Source organism: Paraglaciecola chathamensis S18K6, assembly GCA_000314955.1.
In the GTDB taxonomy this organism is placed as follows: domain Bacteria; phylum Pseudomonadota; class Gammaproteobacteria; order Enterobacterales; family Alteromonadaceae; genus Paraglaciecola; species Paraglaciecola chathamensis.
Window position 1 is genome coordinate 284153 of record BAEM01000032.1, and the last position, 18022, is coordinate 302174.

The window sequence follows — 18022 nt, forward strand, 5'->3', positions numbered from 1 at the left end:
GAAGGATAAATAATTTCACGAAGCGAGCAAATTTACGTTAATTCACTGCAGATTGGATCTTTTTCGCTAGTTTTGCATGCTCTGAACGAAGTTCAATTTCGTCAATAGCGAAATGTTGGCCTTCTTCTATCACCCATTTACCTGCAAGCATTAATTTGTCCACTTGATGTGCGCCACAGGTGACTAATGCTGCTACAGGGTCACCCGCACCTGAGAAGCGCAGAGCATCTAAATCAAATAGCGCTAAGTCTGCCTGCATACCCACCGCGATTTCACCGATATCATGACGATTCAACAACGAAGCCGACCCTTTGGTTGCAAGCCCCAGAACATATTCCGCTGTTATGTCGTCTGCACCGTAACGTAGACGTTGCTGCAATAAAGACTGGCGTACTTCTTGTGCCATATTCGAGCAGTCATTTGAGGCTGAACCGTCAACACCTAGGCCTACGCGGCAGCCGGCGTTTATCAAATCCAGTGTCGGGCAAATACCAGATGCCAGTAACATATTTGAGGTAGGGCAGTGAGCAATGCCTACTTTAGCATTCCCTAAACGGGTAATTTCCTCAGGTGTAAAGTGGATGCCGTGGGCTAACCATGTTTTGTCATTAAGCCAGCCACATTGTTCAAGATAATCTAACGGACGAGCACCATATATGCGTTGACAAAATGCGTTCTCGTCTTCGGTTTCGGCTAAGTGGGTATGTAATAAAACATTGTTTTTTTGCGCCAATATAGCAGTTTGTTCCATTAGTTCTTGGGATACAGAAAAAGGCGAGCAGGGCGCCAGTGCAATTTGTAACATAGGGTTGGTGTTGTTATCGTCTGACTGGTGGTAGGCATCTATCACGCGCTGGGAATCAGCGAGTATAACATCTTCGCTTTGTATCACAGAGTCAGGAGGCAAGCCCCCTTTGCTTTGACCTAAACTCATTGAGCCTCGGGTGAGTAGCGCGCGACAATTAAGTTCGGCCACGGCCTGCACCTGTACATCAATAGCGTGACTTAAACGCTTAGGGAACACGTAATGGTGGTCGCCAATAGTCGTGCAGCCCGATTTCATGAGTTCAAGGCCGGCTAATTTAGTGGCGCTATAGAGCATTTCTTCATCAAGGTTTTTCCACACCTTGTATAGAAATGTTAGCCACGGGAATAATGGCTTGTTTAACGCGCCGGGAACGCAGCGAGTAAGTGTTTGGTAAAAATGATGATGGGTATTAATCATGCCGGGCATGATGACTTTACCTGAGCAGTTTTCTATCGCATCGAAATGTAACTTGGGCGTATTGCCACTTTTCACCAATTCTATGATTCGGTTACCTTGGATTAACACACCGTTTCCCGCTTCGCTGGTGTTTGCGGTGAATACCGCTTCTGGCGACTTGAGCCATAAGGTAGGTGAAGTACTTGCTTGCATAGATGTTGTCCCTTTAATGCGAGTGGTTGGAAATTGGATTTGGTTCTGATAATCGTTTCGCCATACTGTGAATCGACCTTGTAGTTAAAGGCCTTTACATATTGCATTTAGCGAGAGGTATTGGCCAAACGCTACTCCTTTGAGGAATGAGGTACAGCAAGATTAGCCTGTTCAAGTATGTCAGTTTCAGAGGTGCCGAGCTCTGGGCTATGTTCCGAATTAGTAGGGAGCTCAGGTGGTTTTTTTTTCTCCGGAATAACAATACTCATAATAATGGCGCAAAAGCCGGCAGTCGTGACCGATGACGATAAGATGTTGTTCGCCAGCTGAGGCAATTGAGCAAGGGTCTCTGGGACCATCATTACCCCTAAACCCAAGCCGAGTGAAGTAGCGATAATGAGGCTCTTGCGACGATCAATCGGTTCACTGGTGAGTATTTTTACACCGGCAACAGCGATGGTGGCAAACATCACTAGGGTAGCGCCACCAAGTACAGGTTTTGGCATGAGTTGTAGCACGCTGCCGATAACCGGAAATAATCCAAGTAATAGTAATAACCCAGCAATGTAAAAGCCCACATGACGACTGGCTACACCGGTCATTTGAATAACCGCGTTGTTTTGACCGAAGGTGGTATTTGGAAAGCTATTGAACATTGCTGCTAGCATTGAGTTGACCCCATCTGCCAACACGCCACCTTTTATGCGTTCAATGTAAATGGGTCCCTTTATAGGCTCTTTGCAAAATAGGCTGTTGGCGGTCAAATCTCCAGAGGTTTCAATTGCACTTAAAAAGTACACTAGGGCAATAGGAATAAATAACGACCAATCAAACGCAATGCCGTATTTAAACGGCTGCGGGACACTGACCAATGGTAATGGGATCATGTTGTCAAAGGTGAGAATACCTTGCCACCAAGCGATAAAGCAGCCGACTAACATACCAATGAAGATGGCGCTTAAACGTAGCAGTGGGTATTTTGACGCATTTAACGCTATTACTGTAATCAGAACACTAAGGCCGAGTAACAGGTTATGCACAGCGCCAAAATCAGGAGCGTTGAAGCCACCAGATAAGTCTGTCATACCGACTTTTATTAAGGTTATGCCTATCGTGGTGATCACTATCCCTGTGGTAAGTGGGGTAATCACTGCTTTTAAGTGTTGAATAAAGCGACTTAATATAATTTCCACAAAAGCGCCAAAAAAGCACAGACCAAACATCAATGCCAAAATTTCATCGTTTGACCCTCCGCGACTCTTAATGGTGGTGCCTGCTACCAATAAAGCACTGATAAAGGTGAAGCTGGTGCCTTGCACAGCAATCAGCCCACAGCCAATTGGACCGAACTTCTTTGCTTGAATAAATGTCGAGACGCCCGATGTCATGAGTGCCATGCTGATCAAATAAGGTATTTCGGCTTCAAGCCCAAGGACTGATCCTATGATCAAAGTGGGGGTGATTATGCCGATAAAGCAGGCCATGATGTGTTGTAGTGCCGCGGTGGTACTATGACTAACAGAGGGGACATCTGTTAAGGCGTACAATATTTCACCGTCTGGTGGGCGAGGAGTCTGCATTTATCAACCTTTGTTCTCTTTGATGTTCATTAAGTGCTTTATTTGTTAGTGGCTTGGCATAGCGAATACTGGCGACAAATAAACAAACCATATCGCGATGGCGAATGGGTAAAGCTTTCTTGCCCTTTGTCTTTAAACGCGTTTTCAAACGCTTTTATGCGTGCTCGGTAATCCGCGAGCAAAGCATTTTTAGTTTGCTCATCTACAAACGCATGTTTAAGGGAGTTTTCCCCTAAACTAATGAGTTCTGGCCATGACAGGTTGAATTCATTCACGGCGACAAAATATTCGTCCGTCATGTTTGAGTCCCACATGCCTCGATCATCGGTTGATAAAGCCACGGGAATGCCAGTGCGTAAATACTCAGGGAAGGGGTGCTCAGCGTACTGATCAACATATTCAAGCAGTAAATTGCTTACCAAGTTAATTTCAACTAAATAACGCTCGTTGCGCATCAATAGCATAGTGTCAGGATCATCAATTAAGTTGACGCCGTGTCCGATCCGGTTTGCCCCTAACAGTAAGGTGTCTCTAACGTGAAAATTTGGCTCGTCTACTTCACCTGCATGAATCGCGAGCGGTATGTGCGCTATGCGTTGGCGCAGTTTGCGCAAGGTGGGTAAAAACCGTAGTGGGTAGCCTTTGTCGTTGTCTTCACGCCCAACCATATTTATCCCTACATAGATGTCTCTGTTGTTATCAACAAAGCGATACATCCACTCGAGCTCTTGTTCAGCATGGGGTAAAAAGCGAAGTAACACATATTGTAATCGGACGGTTACACCTGTGTCTTGGGCGTCTTTTTTGGCTAAGCGCTGGCGAAATATGTCGAGGGCCTCGTCTGCTGAGTAGGGGCTTCCGTCTGATTTTAAGCCGCCTTTGGCATTGGTTTGCGCTTCAATATAACGTACGCCTTCTCTGGCAAAGGCTTGCATGTTTTTAACTAGTATTTCAGCCATTAACGTCGGGTTACGGGTTAAATCCCCTAGTCGTGCCCAGTGACGTTCAAAAAATTCTGCTCGGCCTTCAAAGGGTTTATCAAGACGGATACTATTGAACCAAGCGGTTTTTTGTTCAGAATTTAAATCACTAAGGGGGCGGTATTCAGCTTGCTCACATTGACTCAAAGTGTTGTAGCGACTGTGTTGAATGGTTTTAAATAACAACAATTGAGGGTTTTGACCAAACTCATTGTTGCCGTAACCAAAACACTGCTTGATATTCACCTTAGTGTAATAACGGTAACCGCCGTTGACGTTTTCATTTGTAGCCAGATCGTACCACCACTGACTGTAGCCCGACCCACTGAGATGATGGTGAAGATCACCGCCTTTGGGCAGCGCATAAAGAAACGCATATAGCGCGCTTTTATCTGATTGTCGTTTGAATTGCTCAAACCAGTGAGCTGGGGGCTTAGCCATTGCCTTCATTGCTGTACCGCCAGCAAGTAAAGCAGTGGCCAAAAAAAGTAATGAACGACATGCGCTTTTGATGTGTTGTCCGTAGTGCATAAGTATTTCCGGTTAGCGTTGGCAAATATCAGTTTAGCCAAGTTAAGTGAATTTATTGCAAATATTTGACCAAATGGTCAGCGTATTAATAATGCCTAACTTATTGAATTTATTGCGTTAAAATACGCTATTTAGGTTAGGTTATTTAAACTCGTGGCACGCTGCACTCTAGTGGTGCAAAAAAATGTGTTTTTTGAACTTTGTGGATGCAAGGCAACTGCAATCACAGAAGGCGTGGTTTGGTGCCGGCAGGTCATGAATAATACCAATCCGCATTAATACCTCCCTCTTAGAATGCGTCCAGGGTTATATTTATTTACATATGCAGATCTTATTTTTTGTTAGGCTTATTAGAACAGCGATTGCCACATCCCGTGTGGCGATAGATTAACAAGTAGATTGGAGAGTAAAATGGAAGTGAAGTCTGCCCTTGTTAGCGCACATTGGCTACAAGCCCATTGTGATGACAGCGACCTAATCGTTTTTATGAGCACAATGAACGACATCACCACTGGGGCGCCAGAGCCAGCCCCTGAGGGATACATCCCCGGCGCCCGATTATTCGATTTCGAACATCAGGTCTGTGATCCTAATAGTTCGCTACCGCACACCATGCCCAGTCCAGAAAAGTTCGAGCAAGAAGTACGTAGGCTAGGCGTTAACAACCGTAGCGTCATTGTGGTGTATGACAATCAAGGGTTGTTTACCGCGCCGCGTGTGTGGTGGATGTTTAAATGCATGGGCCACGAGCAGGTATATATTCTCGATGGCGGTTACCCCGCCTGGCAAAAAGAGAGCGGTAAAAGTACGTCTTCGTTAATCACCTCGCCCCCAACAGGGGACTTTACGAGTCAATTTAAGGGGTCGTTGCTCATTGACTATCAAGGGGTGTCACACGCGTTAGATATCACTGACAGTTGGGTTGTCGATGCCCGGGCTGCGGGTCGTTTCAACGGCGCTGCACCTGAACCTAGGCCACATCTTCGCAGTGGACACATGCCCAACGCGGTGAATTTACCTTTCACCCACTGTATTGAACAGGGGCGATTACTATCGCCAGACTCACTTCGCGATAAGTTTGCAGCTTTAGGGATAAAAGAGGGGGATCAACTTATTTTTAGTTGCGGCTCTGGAGTGACGGCGTGCGTACTCGCGCTGGCTGCCCACGAAGCAGGGTACAAGCAACTTAGTGTATACGATGGCTCTTGGAGTGAGTGGGGAGCAAATCACGCATTACCTGTGGTGTGTTAGCGAACGGGTTTTAAATGCAAGACAAAGCGTAAAACGGCTTAAGCGCTTAAATGCGGTTCGGTTAAGGTTTGATGCAGTTTAGTTCAGTTGCTATTCATTCGTGAAATCGCATACTGCGCAGGTCGCGTCGTTGTTATTTATAACAAGTTGTTAGTTGAGATTGATTGTAAGGAAATAGAATGAACAAAGTATTCACCATCATCACGTTGTGCGGCTTAGGTGCTGTCTTAAGTTTTAGCTCTGCCACATTTGCTAAAACCGATGAACAGGTACATCAAATTAGCGTAAGCGGACAAGCAAACGTAGCCAGTGTACCTGACTTATTTCAATTTAGTGTGTATGTGGAAGAACAGGGTGAGCGAGTACAGGATTTAAACAGCGTGGTAGCAGATAAAACGCAAACCATTATTAGCAGTGTGTTGGCCTTTGGTGTGGAAAAGAAAGACATACAATCTATGCGCGTACAGCTTAACCCATGGTACGAACATAGCAATAATCAGCGTGTTCAAAAGGGCTTTAAACTTTCTCGAGAAATTAACTTCACTTTGCGTGATATTGAGCTCTATGACCAGGTGATTGATGCGGTATTGAGTACAGGTGCTAGCCGTATCGATGGCTTCAATTATGTGGTTGAAGATCCACAGCCGCAATACTTGGCGGCGTTAGAGCTGGCCTTAAAAGACGCTAAACTAAGAGCGACCCGCATGGCTAATACCCTGGGTGCTAAGCTTGGTAAAGTGATCACCATCAATGAAAATAGCGGCTATTCGCCCATGCCTCGCGGTCGCGAAGTGATGATGATGAGTAAATCGAGTGATTCATTGCCTGGACAAATTAATACTGGCGCACAGGTGAATGTCACATTTGAATTGGTTGAATAAAATACGTCGAATTTACATAGGCTTATGTAATATCTTCATGCTTAAACTTAAACATGAGAACCTCAATAAGCAGCGGTACTAACACGTAGCGAATACAGTACATATAATGTAGCTGTATTCGCTTTTTTATTGGTATTTGATTTTTCAGCAGCGCCATTTTGCTTACGGCTCATCTGAATTTTTGCGGTTTTATATTTAGCTTAATAGTAAAAATCAAGTTCAACTTCAGGCACCGCTATCACGACTAGCCAATACATAAATGCTGCAATGGCCAATGCAATAAAAACGGCTAACACCAAGCGTGAATGCGTGATCCCACTTTTTGATTGCACATTCTTTTTACCGTGGACCATAGCGCCGATTAATGGCTTTTTTAGCAATAATTCGTAGCTTAAAATTGCGCTAATGTGTAGACCAATAATAATTAATAACACATCAAACAAGGTATGATGCAACCACTGCATAATACCTTGCGTTTCGTCAGTTACGCTGGGGTAATACGGCCCTGTAAAAAGCACATCATCGGTGACGAATAATCCACTTATCGCTTGAGCGCCCACCACAATTAAAATGGCGGGCACCATCAACGCACCCAGAGGGTTGTGGCCAGTGTAAGTTGACGGACGTCGACTTAAAAGCGAACGGGCATAGTGATAGATCGCACCCGGGCCACGCAAAAATGAACCGAATCGTGAATGCTTAGGACCTATAATTCCCCAAATAATGCGAAATATCACCAAGCCTAATAAGCTGTAACCAAATTTAGCATGAAGATCCATATATCCATCTAGTACTTCAGCGGTTAACCACTGTGCAAAAATAAGCAGTACTAATGACCAATGAAAGATACGTAGGGGAAGATCCCAGACCAAAGTTTTGTGGTTTGTCATATGTTGGCTCGAATAATGAATAACAAGAAACAGAGAAGATGAAGAATATTGTTACTGGTGATTAAACACAACTCAAGAGGAATTATATATTTGCTGTTTTCATTGCGCTGTTTTAACGGAAAATTTCACTCATCGTAAGTGCCTTGGTATAGCGAGCTGAGTGACAATTAGTCAATTTCACCATGCTGTTCCTGCCTACCTAGTGAAAAAATCTGTAAATCTTACATTGCGTAACGTTATTTGGCTGATTTAGCGAAAAATAAAGTGGCATATTCTCTATTTTCAAGCATAAAATGCGCGCAAAACTACTATGACGTTGTTTACCCATATTGAGGTCTAACGACACGGTTCAACTTTTAAACACGCGGTTTACAGTTGAGGCCAATTTATCACCTTATTAACACGACAGAGATTTCATATGTTGCAGGCTAACCTACAAGCAATCCGCCAAGCTATTCGGTCTAACACTTACCTCGACGAGGCCGAAAGTGTTGAATATATGCTCAATACAAACCCTTTGAGTGAAGAGGCGCGTAGTAGGGTACATGCAACGGCTTTGTCGTTTGTTGAACAGTGTCGCGCTAACCCAGACAAACAAGGTTTGTTTGATGCTTTTTTGCAAGAGTACAGTTTATCTAGCCATGAAGGCGTCGTGCTGATGTGTTTAGCAGAGGCATTGTTACGGGTGCCAGATAGTTACACGATTGACCGTTTAATTTCGGAAAAAATCCATTTAGGCAAGTGGGGCGATCATATCGGCCAGTCTGATGAGTTGTTAGTTAACGCCGCAAGCGTAGGTTTGTCTCTGACCAGTAAAATTCTGGGCAAAGAAGAAGCACCAAATGAAGAGCCACAAAATTGGTTCCGTAAGTTAATTCAGCGTGTTGGGGAGCCCGTTGTGCGTGGTGCTACGTTGCAAGCCATGAAATTTATGGGGCAGCAGTATGTACTAGGCAGAGATATCAAAGAAGCCACGAAGCGCGGGAAGAAAGGCAACGTTGAAGGCACTCGCTTCTCGTTCGATATGTTGGGCGAAGGCGCTCGCACATACAAAGATGCGCAAAAATACTACGATGCCTATCTCAGTGCTATCCATTCGATTGGTAAAAACAATTCTGATACAGATGTGAATTTAGCGGACGGGATTTCAGTCAAACTTAGCGCCTTGCATCCGCGTTATGAATTTAGTCATCAGCAGTTGGTGATTGACGAATTACTCCCGAGCGTTTTGGCGCTTGCCATTGAAGCGAAGAAATACAACATCGGTTTTACCATTGATGCGGAAGAAGCTGCTCGTCTGGATATTGAGTTAGATGTATTTGAAGGATTGGCGTTTGCTCCTGAATTAGCCAACTGGAATGGTCTCGGCTTTGTGTTACAAGCCTATCAAAAGCGTGCACTGTTTGTCGTTGACTGGTTGGTGGAATTAGCCAAAGCAAGCGAGCGCAAGTTGATGGTGCGATTAGTAAAAGGCGCGTACTGGGATGCCGAAATTAAACATGCTCAAGAAATGGGGCTTAGTGAATTCCCAGTTTTTACACGGAAAGTACACACGGATTTGAGCTATCAGGTTTGTGCCGGCAAATTGCTCGATAATCGTGCCAACATCTACCCTCAGTTTGCTACCCACAATGCGTATACTGTTGCCCTTATTATGGAAATGGCTGGCGATGACAAAAGCAGTTTTGAATTTCAACGTCTACACGGTATGGGCGACCTGCTTTACGGACAAATAAGCGAGACAACCGGTAACGCACTTCCTTTAAGAGTATATGCGCCGGTTGGAGTACATCGCGATTTATTACCCTATTTGGTGCGAAGGCTACTAGAAAACGGTGCCAACGGTTCATTTGTGAATCAGTTTTTAGATGGCAAAATTGCAGCCGCTAATTTAGTCCAAAGCGTTGAAACAACCATCAGCAAAGCAAAAGGCAAACGTAATACACAAATTCCGCTGGCCCAAGATATATTCAATGCGTTTGGCGAAAAGCGTGATAACTCTCGAGGTATCGATTTAGACGATCCTCTTGCTTTTGATACCGTTGCCCAGCAGGTTAAGGCATTTAGTGATATAAAATGGCAGGCGGGGCCGATTGTCAGTGGCAAATTTAACACTGAGAACGGCTATCCATTGTACTCGCCCGCTGATACGTCAATTATGATCGGCCATTGCACAGATGCCAACGAGAATGACGTTGAAAATGCCATGCAAGCCGCGGCAAATGCTTATCCAAGCTGGCAATCGACGCCTGTCGAGCAACGGGCGATCATTCTTGAAGGTGTGGCTGATTTGCTAGAAGCGCAAACAGAAGAGCTTACCGCCTTGATTAGTTTCGAAGCGGGTAGAACGCTCAATGACGGTATATCAGAAGTACGCGAGGCCGTGGATTTTTGTCGTTACTATGCGCTGCAAATTCGTCATTTGGTCTCTGATAGCCCCACTCAACCCAAGTTAGCTCAAGGTCAGGGCGTATTTGTGTGCATCAGCCCGTGGAACTTCCCATTAGCAATATTTGTTGGGCAAGTGGTGGCAGCATTAGTGGCAGGAAATACCGTTATTGCTAAGCCTGCAGAGCAGTCACCGCTTATCGCAACCCACGCTATTAAATTAATGCACAAAGCGGGTGTGCCGGCAGATGTATTGCACCTACTTACTGGGCCAGGACGAGAGCTTGGGCCACTGTTAATGAAAGACGAGCGGGTAGCAGGCGTAGCATTTACCGGCTCAACGGCTACTGCACAAAGTATTCAAGGTGAGTTAATAAAACGAGGCACGTCCTTGCCACCGTTTATTGCTGAAACGGGCGGACAAAACGTCATGCTCGTTGATTCAACCGCGCTACCAGAGCAGGTTATCGACGATGTGATCCAATCGGCATTTTTAAGTGCAGGGCAGCGATGCTCAGCGTTACGCGTATTGTATGTACAAAATGATATTGTTGATAATCTGCTAGAAATGCTTAAAGGTGCCCTAAACACATTAAAAATAGGTAAGCCTTGGGAGTTAAGCACAGATCTTGGCCCTGTTATTGATGATAATGCATTAAATACGCTACAAACGCATTGTGAAAAAATGACTAAGCAAGCCAAATTAGTCGCCAAAGCGAATCCGCCTACGGGGTCTGAACATGGTTATTACATGCAACCTCAGGTGTTTGAAATTGAACACATCAATGTATTAGAGCGTGAGGTGTTTGGGCCGATTTTGCATGTTATTCGCTACGACGCAAAAGACTTGGATCGAGTGCTACAAGATATTAATGACACGGGTTACGGCTTGACCCTAGGTGTGCACAGCCGTCTTAAAGAGTTTGCTGATAAGGTGTATGCCAACACACATGTGGGCAACACGTACATCAACCGGAACATGGTAGGCGCCGTTGTGGGCGTTAATCCGTTTGGTGGGCAAGGCCTTTCTGGTACCGGTTTCAAAGCAGGTGGCCCGCATTACTTGTTGCGCTTTACGCAGTTATGGGCCGCGGAACCTGTATTAGGTTCGTTGCCTGACGTAAACGGCTTGTCAAAACAAACTCAAACCAGTTTACGTGTAGCAGCCATGGGGCAGAACGCATGGCAAGCAACACCTATCGCACAGCGTATTAACTTATTGGAAAACGCTTTTGCTGGCGCACAAAACCTACCACAGTTTTTAAACATCTCGCCAGAGAACCAAAAACAAGCCTCTCGGATGTTCGCACAGGCCAGACACAACTTTACGGGCGCGATTGAATTGCCTGGTCCGACAGGGGAAACCAATGAATTGTCATTACATGGGCGTGGTGTATTTCTAGCCACCCTTAATGAAGGGGATGAAACACGCAATGTGTTACAAGCCATCGGCGCGCTACTTGCGGGTAATAGCGTAGTCTTGGTAAGTTTGGGGCAAACAGTGGCCAGTCGCAGTGCTGTTTATCAAGCGTTGGAAAGTTTCGTTCCCCCAGAAAGCTTACAATGTATTGATGATAAAAAGGAGCTCCATGCATTATTACTCAATGATGCCATCGCGGGTGTAACCGGAACCAATACTGATGGGCTTATCAGTGCTTTAGGCGCAAGAAAAGGCGCGATCATTCCGTTTATTGGTAGCTTAACTGCAGACTATAGCGTGCTGCGTTTTGCGACTGAGAAAACCAAAACCGACAATGTTGTCGCCACTGGGGGCAACGCAATGTTGTTAAACCTTAAAGAGTAAATTAGGCTTCTAGAAAAGGTTGTTGTGCATTTAAGCAGCACTTATCACTGGTTGAATAGTGATAATGCTGCTCAAATTAAGCCTTTTGGGTAATTTACCTGACACTAATTCTGTCTATGATGAACATGAGCGAAACTAAAAACGATAAAATCGTGTTACTACAAGGCAATAAAAATGAAAAAAGGCCAAGATACGCTAGACCGCACAGACTTAAAAATACTCGATATACTGCAACGAGAGTGCCGCATTTCGAATGTCGAATTAGCTAATCAAATCCATCTAAGTCCCACTCCCTGTTTAGAGCGAGTTCGCCGCTTGGAAAAAAACGGCTACATAGAAAAATATGTTGCTCACTTAAATCCCAAAAAGTTAAAAGCCAATCTGACCGCTTACGTTCAGCTTTCATTGGCGAGCACCAGTACGGAGTCGGTAAAAGAATTTAATCAACAAGTCAGTGAAATTGACGAGATTGTCGAATGCGCCATGGTCGCTGGTCAATTTGATTATCTGATCAAAATTCGTATTGAGAACATGGATGAGTATTGTAAATTTTTGGGCTCTAAGTTGGCTTCCATTAAAGGGGTGACTCAAACGCACACCTACGTGGTAATGGAAGAAGTAAAGTCAACTCATCTAATTCAATTATAATAAATAAACGATTGGCCTGCTTGTATGGCTGAAAGCCTGATGTAAATCAGGCACAATGTCGTCACTGAATCATTTGACATACAAGCAGCATGAATAAAATTGCAATTTTTGGGGCCAATGGCCGAATGGGACGCGTGTTAATTGACGCGTTAGATCAAGCGCAGAACGCAACGTTATGCGCGGCATATGTAAGAGCAAGCTCATCTATGATGGGCGTGGATGTCGGTGAGTTAGCCGGTATTGGTCAGCGTGGTCTTACTGTCAGTGACGCCAACTCAGGCGATTTCAAGCAAACTGATATTCTGATTGATTTTACCCTACCTGAGGCGCTTGAAGCCAACTTAGCGCTGTGCGTAACGCACAATAAGCCCATTGTGATTGGCACGACCGGTTTAAATCAACAACAAAAAGAAGCGCTGCAACAAGCCAGTCAGCACATTCCTATCGTATTCGCCGCGAATTACAGTGTTGGTGTCAACTTACTGTTGAACCTTGCTCGGCAAACTGCACGTGTCATGGGGGATACGGCGGACATTGAGATCATTGAAGGTCATCATCGTTTCAAAAAAGATGCTCCATCAGGTACCGCTGTAGCAATTGGTGAAGCCATTGCTGATGAACTAGGCCGCGACCTTGCAACTTGCGCGGTTTATGGTCGTGAAGGTGACACGGGAGAGCGTGATCAAAAAACCATTGGTTTTGCCACCGTCAGAGCAGGGGACATAGTAGGCGAACATACAACACTTTTTGCTGATATCGGTGAGCGTATTGAATTAACCCACAAAGCGTCGAGCAGATTGACCTTTGCCAAGGGGGCGGTAAAAGCGGCGGTTTGGTTGAAAGACAAGCCCGCGGGCTTATATGACATGCAGGACGTTTTAGGCTTAGCATAACTTAGGGTTTTAACCCTTAGCGCGGTAAATACGATTGAAAGCGGTATTTTAACAATTTTCCCAATTGGGAATAGACCTTAATCCGGCTTTCATGTATATTATTGCGAATTTGCCAAATTTTAGTGGGTTTTTTATAAATCCACGGAATTAATAGCTGCAAATACGGTAAAGCGGGATGTAATTCAAACAGTTACAGCCCGTTTTTTATAGGTTTTTGCACATTGCCCGTGTAAATACCTTAGGTTAACTATATTCGGAGGTTGACTTGGCTAATTCCGCCCTTTTAGTGCTAGAAGATGGGTCTGTTTTCAATGGCACGGCTATCGGAGCGACTGGTATGTCTGTTGGTGAAGTGGTGTTTAACACCTCAATGACAGGTTATCAGGAAATTCTTACTGATCCCTCTTACGCAGAACAAATTGTAACTTTAACCTATCCCCATATTGGTAACACCGGTACCAATAGCGAAGATTGTGAATCGACTAAAGTGTGGGCCAAAGGCCTCATTATTAGAGATTTGCCGCTGCTTGCGAGTAACTTTCGTAACGAACAATCATTGTCTGAGTACCTACGTGCAAATAACATTTTAGGTATTGCAGATATCGACACCCGCCGCCTAACACGTATTTTACGTGATAAAGGCGCGCAAAACGGTTGCATTATTGCCGTAGATGCGAGCTCTGAGCAAAGCCTTGATAGTGACGTGGGTTTAGAAAAAGCCAAAGCGTTTCCTGGTTTAAAAGGCCTAGATCTAGCCAAAGAAGTGACCACTGATGAGCTTTACAGCTGGACAGACGGATCATGGACGCTAGGCCAAGGTTTTAATGAAAATCAAACAGACTTGCTTTTTCATGTGGTTGCTTACGACTACGGCGCCAAGCACAATATTTTACGTATGTTAGTAGACAGAGGCTGTCGATTAACCGTAGTGCCGGCTAAAACCAGTGCTGCAGACGTATTGGCGTTGAACCCAGACGGCGTGTTTTTATCAAACGGCCCTGGTGATCCTGAGCCATGTGATTACGCGATAGACGCGATTAAGACCTTGCTTGATAAAGACTTACCTATCTTCGGTATCTGCTTAGGCCACCAGTTATTGGCGTTAGCCAGCGGTGCCAAAACGGTTAAAATGAAATTTGGTCATCATGGTGCTAACCACCCAGTGAAAGACATTCAAGGTAAACGCGTGATGATCACCAGCCAAAACCACGGTTTTGCGGTAGATGAGCAGTCTTTGCCAGATAACCTGGACATTACCCATGTGTCATTGTTCGATCAATCTTTACAAGGTATTCACCGCAAAGACAAGCCAGCGTTTAGTTTCCAGGGACACCCTGAAGCAAGCCCAGGCCCACATGATGCGGCTCCTTTGTTTGATCACTTTATTGAGCTGATGCAAGCAACACGCTAAGACGACCCTTAAGCCCCAAATTTAGAGTAATAAGCACAATGCCAAAACGTACCGACATAAAAAGTATCTTAATTATTGGCGCTGGACCGATTGTTATCGGCCAGGCCTGTGAATTCGACTATTCTGGTGCGCAGGCGTGTAAAGCACTGCGCGAAGAAGGTTATCGAGTTATTTTGGTTAACTCTAACCCTGCGACCATAATGACCGACCCTGAAATGGCCGATGCGACATATATTGAGCCGATTCATTGGGAAGTGGTCAGAAAAATTATAGAAAAAGAACGCCCTGATGCGATTTTACCGACCATGGGCGGACAAACGGCACTTAACTGTGCGTTAGACTTAGAAAAGCACGGTGTGCTGGCTGAATTTAACGTAGAAATGATTGGTGCGACCGCCGACGCTATTGATAAGGCAGAAGACCGCGAGCGTTTTGATAAGGCGATGAAATCAATCGGCCTTGAATGCCCAAGAGCTGAAATTGCTCACAGTCTGGATGAAGCGTTTGATGTGTCAACGCGTATCGGCTTCCCTTGTATTATTCGTCCGTCTTTCACCATGGGTGGAAGCGGCGGCGGGATCGCTTATAACGTTGAAGAATTCGAAGAAATCTGCCGCCGAGGCCTTGATTTATCACCGACCTCTGAGCTGCTTATAGATGAGTCTTTGATTGGCTGGAAAGAGTATGAAATGGAAGTGGTTCGCGATAAAGCAGACAACTGCATTATCGTATGTACCATTGAAAACTTTGATGCTATGGGTGTGCACACAGGTGATTCAATCACGGTTGCACCGGCGCAAACGTTAACCGACAAAGAGTTTCAAATCATGCGTAACGCTGCTATGGCAGTATTACGTGAAATCGGCGTTGAAACCGGCGGCTCAAACGTTCAGTTTGGTGTTGACCCTCAAACCGGCCGTTTGGTTATCATCGAGATGAACCCTCGTGTATCTCGTTCGTCAGCGTTAGCGTCTAAAGCAACGGGTTTCCCTATTGCGAAAGTGGCAGCAAAACTTGCCATTGGTTACACCCTAGATGAGCTTGCTAACGACATCACTGGTGGTTTAACGCCAGCGTCGTTTGAACCGGCTATCGATTATGTCGTGACCAAAATTCCACGTTTTAACTTTGAGAAGTTTGCCGGTGCCAATGACCGTCTTACCACCCAGATGAAATCAGTGGGTGAGGTGATGTCGATTGGTCGTAATCAGCAAGAATCGCTGCAAAAAGCACTGCGTGGCCTTGAGGTTGGTGTTAACGGTCTTGATTCAATTATTGATTATACCGACCCTGAGAACAAAGCCGCTATTATTCGCGAGCTTCGTGAACCAGGTGCAGAACGGATTTGGTACGTCGCTGACGCGTTTAGAATGGGGATGGATATCGAAGAGTTATTCTCTTTAACGAACATCGACCGTTGGTTCTTGGTGCAAATTGAAGATTTAGTCAAAGAAGAGCAAAATGTAGCCGAGCTTAGTTTGTCGGGTATTGATGCAACATTGATGAATCGCCTGAAACGTAAAGGCTTTTCTGATGCACGTATCGCGGATTTGACCGGTGTAGATCAAGGTGATGTGCGTGAATTACGCCGCGGTTTTGATATTCACCCGGTATACAAGCGCGTAGATACCTGTGCGGCTGAATTTGCTAGCAGTACTGCTTACATGTATTCAACTTACGATGAAGAATGTGAAGCTAACCCGTCAGATAAAGATAAAATTATGGTACTCGGCGGGGGGCCTAACCGCATAGGTCAAGGTATTGAATTCGATTATTGCTGTGTTCATGCTGCACTTGCCATGCGCGAAGACGGTTATGAAACCATCATGGTTAACTGTAACCCTGAGACTGTTTCAACAGATTACGACACCTCTGACCGTTTGTACTTCGAGTCGGTTACGCTAGAAGATGTACTTGAAATCGTGCGTATTGAGAAGCCAGTGGGCGTTATCGTTCAATACGGCGGACAGACTCCGCTTAAATTGGCCCGAGATTTAGAAGCCGCAGGTGTTCCAATTATTGGTACATCGCCTGATGCTATCGATAAGGCAGAAGATCGCGAACGCTTCCAAAAGATGGTGAATAAGTTAAACCTTAAACAACCAGCGAATGCCACGGTAAGTAACCTTGAAGAAGCATTGTTGGCAGCCGAAAAAATTGGTTTTCCTTTGGTTGTTCGTCCTTCTTATGTACTTGGCGGCCGCGCCATGGAAATCGTTTATGATCTTAAAGATTTGAAACGCTACCTGAATAACGCGGTTAAAGTGTCAAATGACTCGCCCGTATTGCTAGACCGTTTCCTTGATGACGCTATCGAAGTTGATGTGGATGCAATTTGTGACGGCAAAGAAGTCATGATCGGTGGCATTATGGAGCACATTGAGCAGGCAGGGGTTCACTCAGGTGACTCAGCATGTTCATTGCCGCCTTACTCATTGAGTAACGACATTCAAGATGTGATGCGCGAACAAGTTAAGGCTATGGCACTTGAGTTAGGTGTAGTAGGGTTAATGAATACACAATTCGCGGTTAAAGATGGCGAAGTGTACTTAATCGAAGTTAACCCTCGTGCAGCGCGTACAGTACCGTTTGTATCTAAGGCCACAGGTTTACCGATTGCCAAAATCGGTGCCCGTGCGATGGCGGGGCAATCACTTGCCGACCAAGGATTAAGCAAAGAAGTCATCCCACCATTTTACAGTGTAAAAGAAGTGGTATTGCCGTTTGCTAAATTCCAAGGTGTTGATCCTTTGCTAGGGCCAGAAATGCGTTCTACCGGTGAGGTAATGGGGGTAGGTGATACGTTCGAAGAGGCTTACGCGAAAGCCAATTTAGGCGCGGGTGAGCCAATTCCTGCCGGTGGTAAGGCGCTTTTATCCGTTCGTTTGAATGATAAGAACCGTATCATTGAATTGGGCCGTGCTATGGTCGCCAAAGGGTTTGATCTCGAGGCGACACGTGGCACTGCTGCGGTATTAAATAAAGCTGATGTGCCTTGTTCAATTGTAAATAAGCTATCTGAAGGTCGTCCTAATATTGTAGATTCAATTAAAAACGGTGAGTATTGTTATATTATCAATACCACTGAAGGGCGTCAGGCAATTGATGACTCTGTGTATATTCGCCGAGAAGCATTGCTCAATAAAATACCCTATACCACAACCATGAATGCGGCTTTTGCTACTGTGAATGCAAACAAGGCAGATGACCGTGCCCGGGTAAATTCGGTTCAAGAGTTACATAAACGTTTACTCTAACCGATGATTAATTTGGTGCTGGGCGTTGAATTTATTCGCTCAGTACCTATTTAGTACCCAGGTAATATCAAATAAAAATAAAGTGAGCTAT

11 protein-coding genes are annotated in these 18022 nt (G+C 45.1%); 7 read left to right on the plus strand and 4 right to left on the minus strand.

Annotated elements, in window-relative coordinates:
- Window positions 1–37 precede the first annotated feature (37 nt).
- From GCHA_RS10860 to GCHA_RS10870, 3 genes are all read right to left on the minus strand, one after another.
- Entirely contained in the window at window positions 38–1417 is a 1380-nt protein-coding gene (locus GCHA_RS10860) for an 8-oxoguanine deaminase (RefSeq protein WP_007988055.1), read from the minus strand.
- A 131-nt stretch (window positions 1418–1548) separates the two neighbouring features.
- A complete protein-coding gene (locus tag GCHA_RS10865) occupies window positions 1549–2997 on the minus strand; it encodes a uracil-xanthine permease family protein (RefSeq protein ID WP_007988057.1) in 1449 nt (482 codons plus the stop codon).
- 38 nt (window positions 2998–3035) lie between these two features.
- Window positions 3036–4508: an adenosine deaminase family protein gene (locus tag GCHA_RS10870; protein WP_007988059.1), complete on the minus strand. Its 1473-nt coding sequence runs from the start codon at window positions 4506–4508 to the stop codon at window positions 3036–3038.
- A gap of 411 nt (window positions 4509–4919) precedes the next feature.
- On the opposite strand from GCHA_RS10870, the gene GCHA_RS10875 reads away from it, so the two are divergent.
- Both GCHA_RS10875 and GCHA_RS10880 read left to right on the plus strand, forming a co-directional pair.
- Window positions 4920–5759 (plus strand): sulfurtransferase, encoded by an 840-nt coding sequence (locus GCHA_RS10875; protein WP_007988061.1) that lies wholly within the window; start codon window positions 4920–4922, stop codon window positions 5757–5759.
- Between the two features lie 179 nt (window positions 5760–5938).
- Window positions 5939–6640: an SIMPL domain-containing protein gene (locus GCHA_RS10880; protein ID WP_007988062.1), complete on the plus strand. Its 702-nt coding sequence runs from the start codon at window positions 5939–5941 to the stop codon at window positions 6638–6640.
- A gap of 200 nt (window positions 6641–6840) precedes the next feature.
- On the opposite strand, the gene GCHA_RS10885 is transcribed toward GCHA_RS10880, so the two are convergent.
- Complete coding sequence (locus GCHA_RS10885; RefSeq protein WP_007988064.1) at window positions 6841–7530, minus strand: cytochrome b/b6 domain-containing protein; 690 nt, start codon at window positions 7528–7530, stop codon at window positions 6841–6843.
- A 418-nt stretch (window positions 7531–7948) separates the two neighbouring features.
- Here GCHA_RS10885 and putA point away from each other — a divergent pair, with 418 nt between their 5' ends.
- The 5 genes from putA to carB all read left to right on the plus strand — a co-directional run bounded on the left by putA (window position 7949) and on the right by carB (window position 17931).
- Window positions 7949–11722, plus strand: a complete 3774-nt coding sequence (putA, locus tag GCHA_RS10890; RefSeq protein WP_007988066.1) for a bifunctional proline dehydrogenase/L-glutamate gamma-semialdehyde dehydrogenase PutA — start codon at window positions 7949–7951, stop codon at window positions 11720–11722.
- A gap of 174 nt (window positions 11723–11896) precedes the next feature.
- Complete coding sequence (locus GCHA_RS10895) at window positions 11897–12370, plus strand: Lrp/AsnC ligand binding domain-containing protein (RefSeq protein WP_006993387.1); 474 nt, start codon at window positions 11897–11899, stop codon at window positions 12368–12370.
- Between the two features lie 89 nt (window positions 12371–12459).
- Entirely contained in the window at window positions 12460–13263 is an 804-nt protein-coding gene (dapB, locus tag GCHA_RS10900; RefSeq protein WP_007988072.1) for a 4-hydroxy-tetrahydrodipicolinate reductase, read from the plus strand.
- Between the two features lie 265 nt (window positions 13264–13528).
- Window positions 13529–14674: a glutamine-hydrolyzing carbamoyl-phosphate synthase small subunit gene (carA, locus tag GCHA_RS10905; protein WP_007988074.1), complete on the plus strand. Its 1146-nt coding sequence runs from the start codon at window positions 13529–13531 to the stop codon at window positions 14672–14674.
- 38 nt (window positions 14675–14712) lie between these two features.
- Window positions 14713–17931: a carbamoyl-phosphate synthase large subunit gene (gene carB, locus GCHA_RS10910; RefSeq protein ID WP_007988075.1), complete on the plus strand. Its 3219-nt coding sequence runs from the start codon at window positions 14713–14715 to the stop codon at window positions 17929–17931.
- Window positions 17932–18022: the final 91 nt, after the last annotated feature.

Bases quoted from the DNA above. Each gene is read 5' to 3' on its own strand.
- GCHA_RS10860 (WP_007988055.1), bottom strand. From the start codon at position 1,417: ATGCAAGCAAGTACTTCACCTACCTTATGGCTCAAGTCGCCAGAAGCG.
- GCHA_RS10865 (WP_007988057.1), bottom strand. From the start codon at position 2,997: ATGCAGACTCCTCGCCCACCAGACGGTGAAATATTGTACGCCTTAACA.
- GCHA_RS10870 (WP_007988059.1), bottom strand. From the start codon at position 4,508: ATGCACTACGGACAACACATCAAAAGCGCATGTCGTTCATTACTTTTT.
- GCHA_RS10875 (WP_007988061.1), top strand. From the start codon at position 4,920: ATGGAAGTGAAGTCTGCCCTTGTTAGCGCACATTGGCTACAAGCCCAT.
- GCHA_RS10880 (WP_007988062.1), top strand. From the start codon at position 5,939: ATGAACAAAGTATTCACCATCATCACGTTGTGCGGCTTAGGTGCTGTC.
- GCHA_RS10885 (WP_007988064.1), bottom strand. From the start codon at position 7,530: ATGACAAACCACAAAACTTTGGTCTGGGATCTTCCCCTACGTATCTTT.
- putA (WP_007988066.1), top strand. From the start codon at position 7,949: ATGTTGCAGGCTAACCTACAAGCAATCCGCCAAGCTATTCGGTCTAAC.
- GCHA_RS10895 (WP_006993387.1), top strand. From the start codon at position 11,897: ATGAAAAAAGGCCAAGATACGCTAGACCGCACAGACTTAAAAATACTC.
- dapB (WP_007988072.1), top strand. From the start codon at position 12,460: ATGAATAAAATTGCAATTTTTGGGGCCAATGGCCGAATGGGACGCGTG.
- carB (WP_007988075.1), top strand. From the start codon at position 14,713: ATGCCAAAACGTACCGACATAAAAAGTATCTTAATTATTGGCGCTGGA.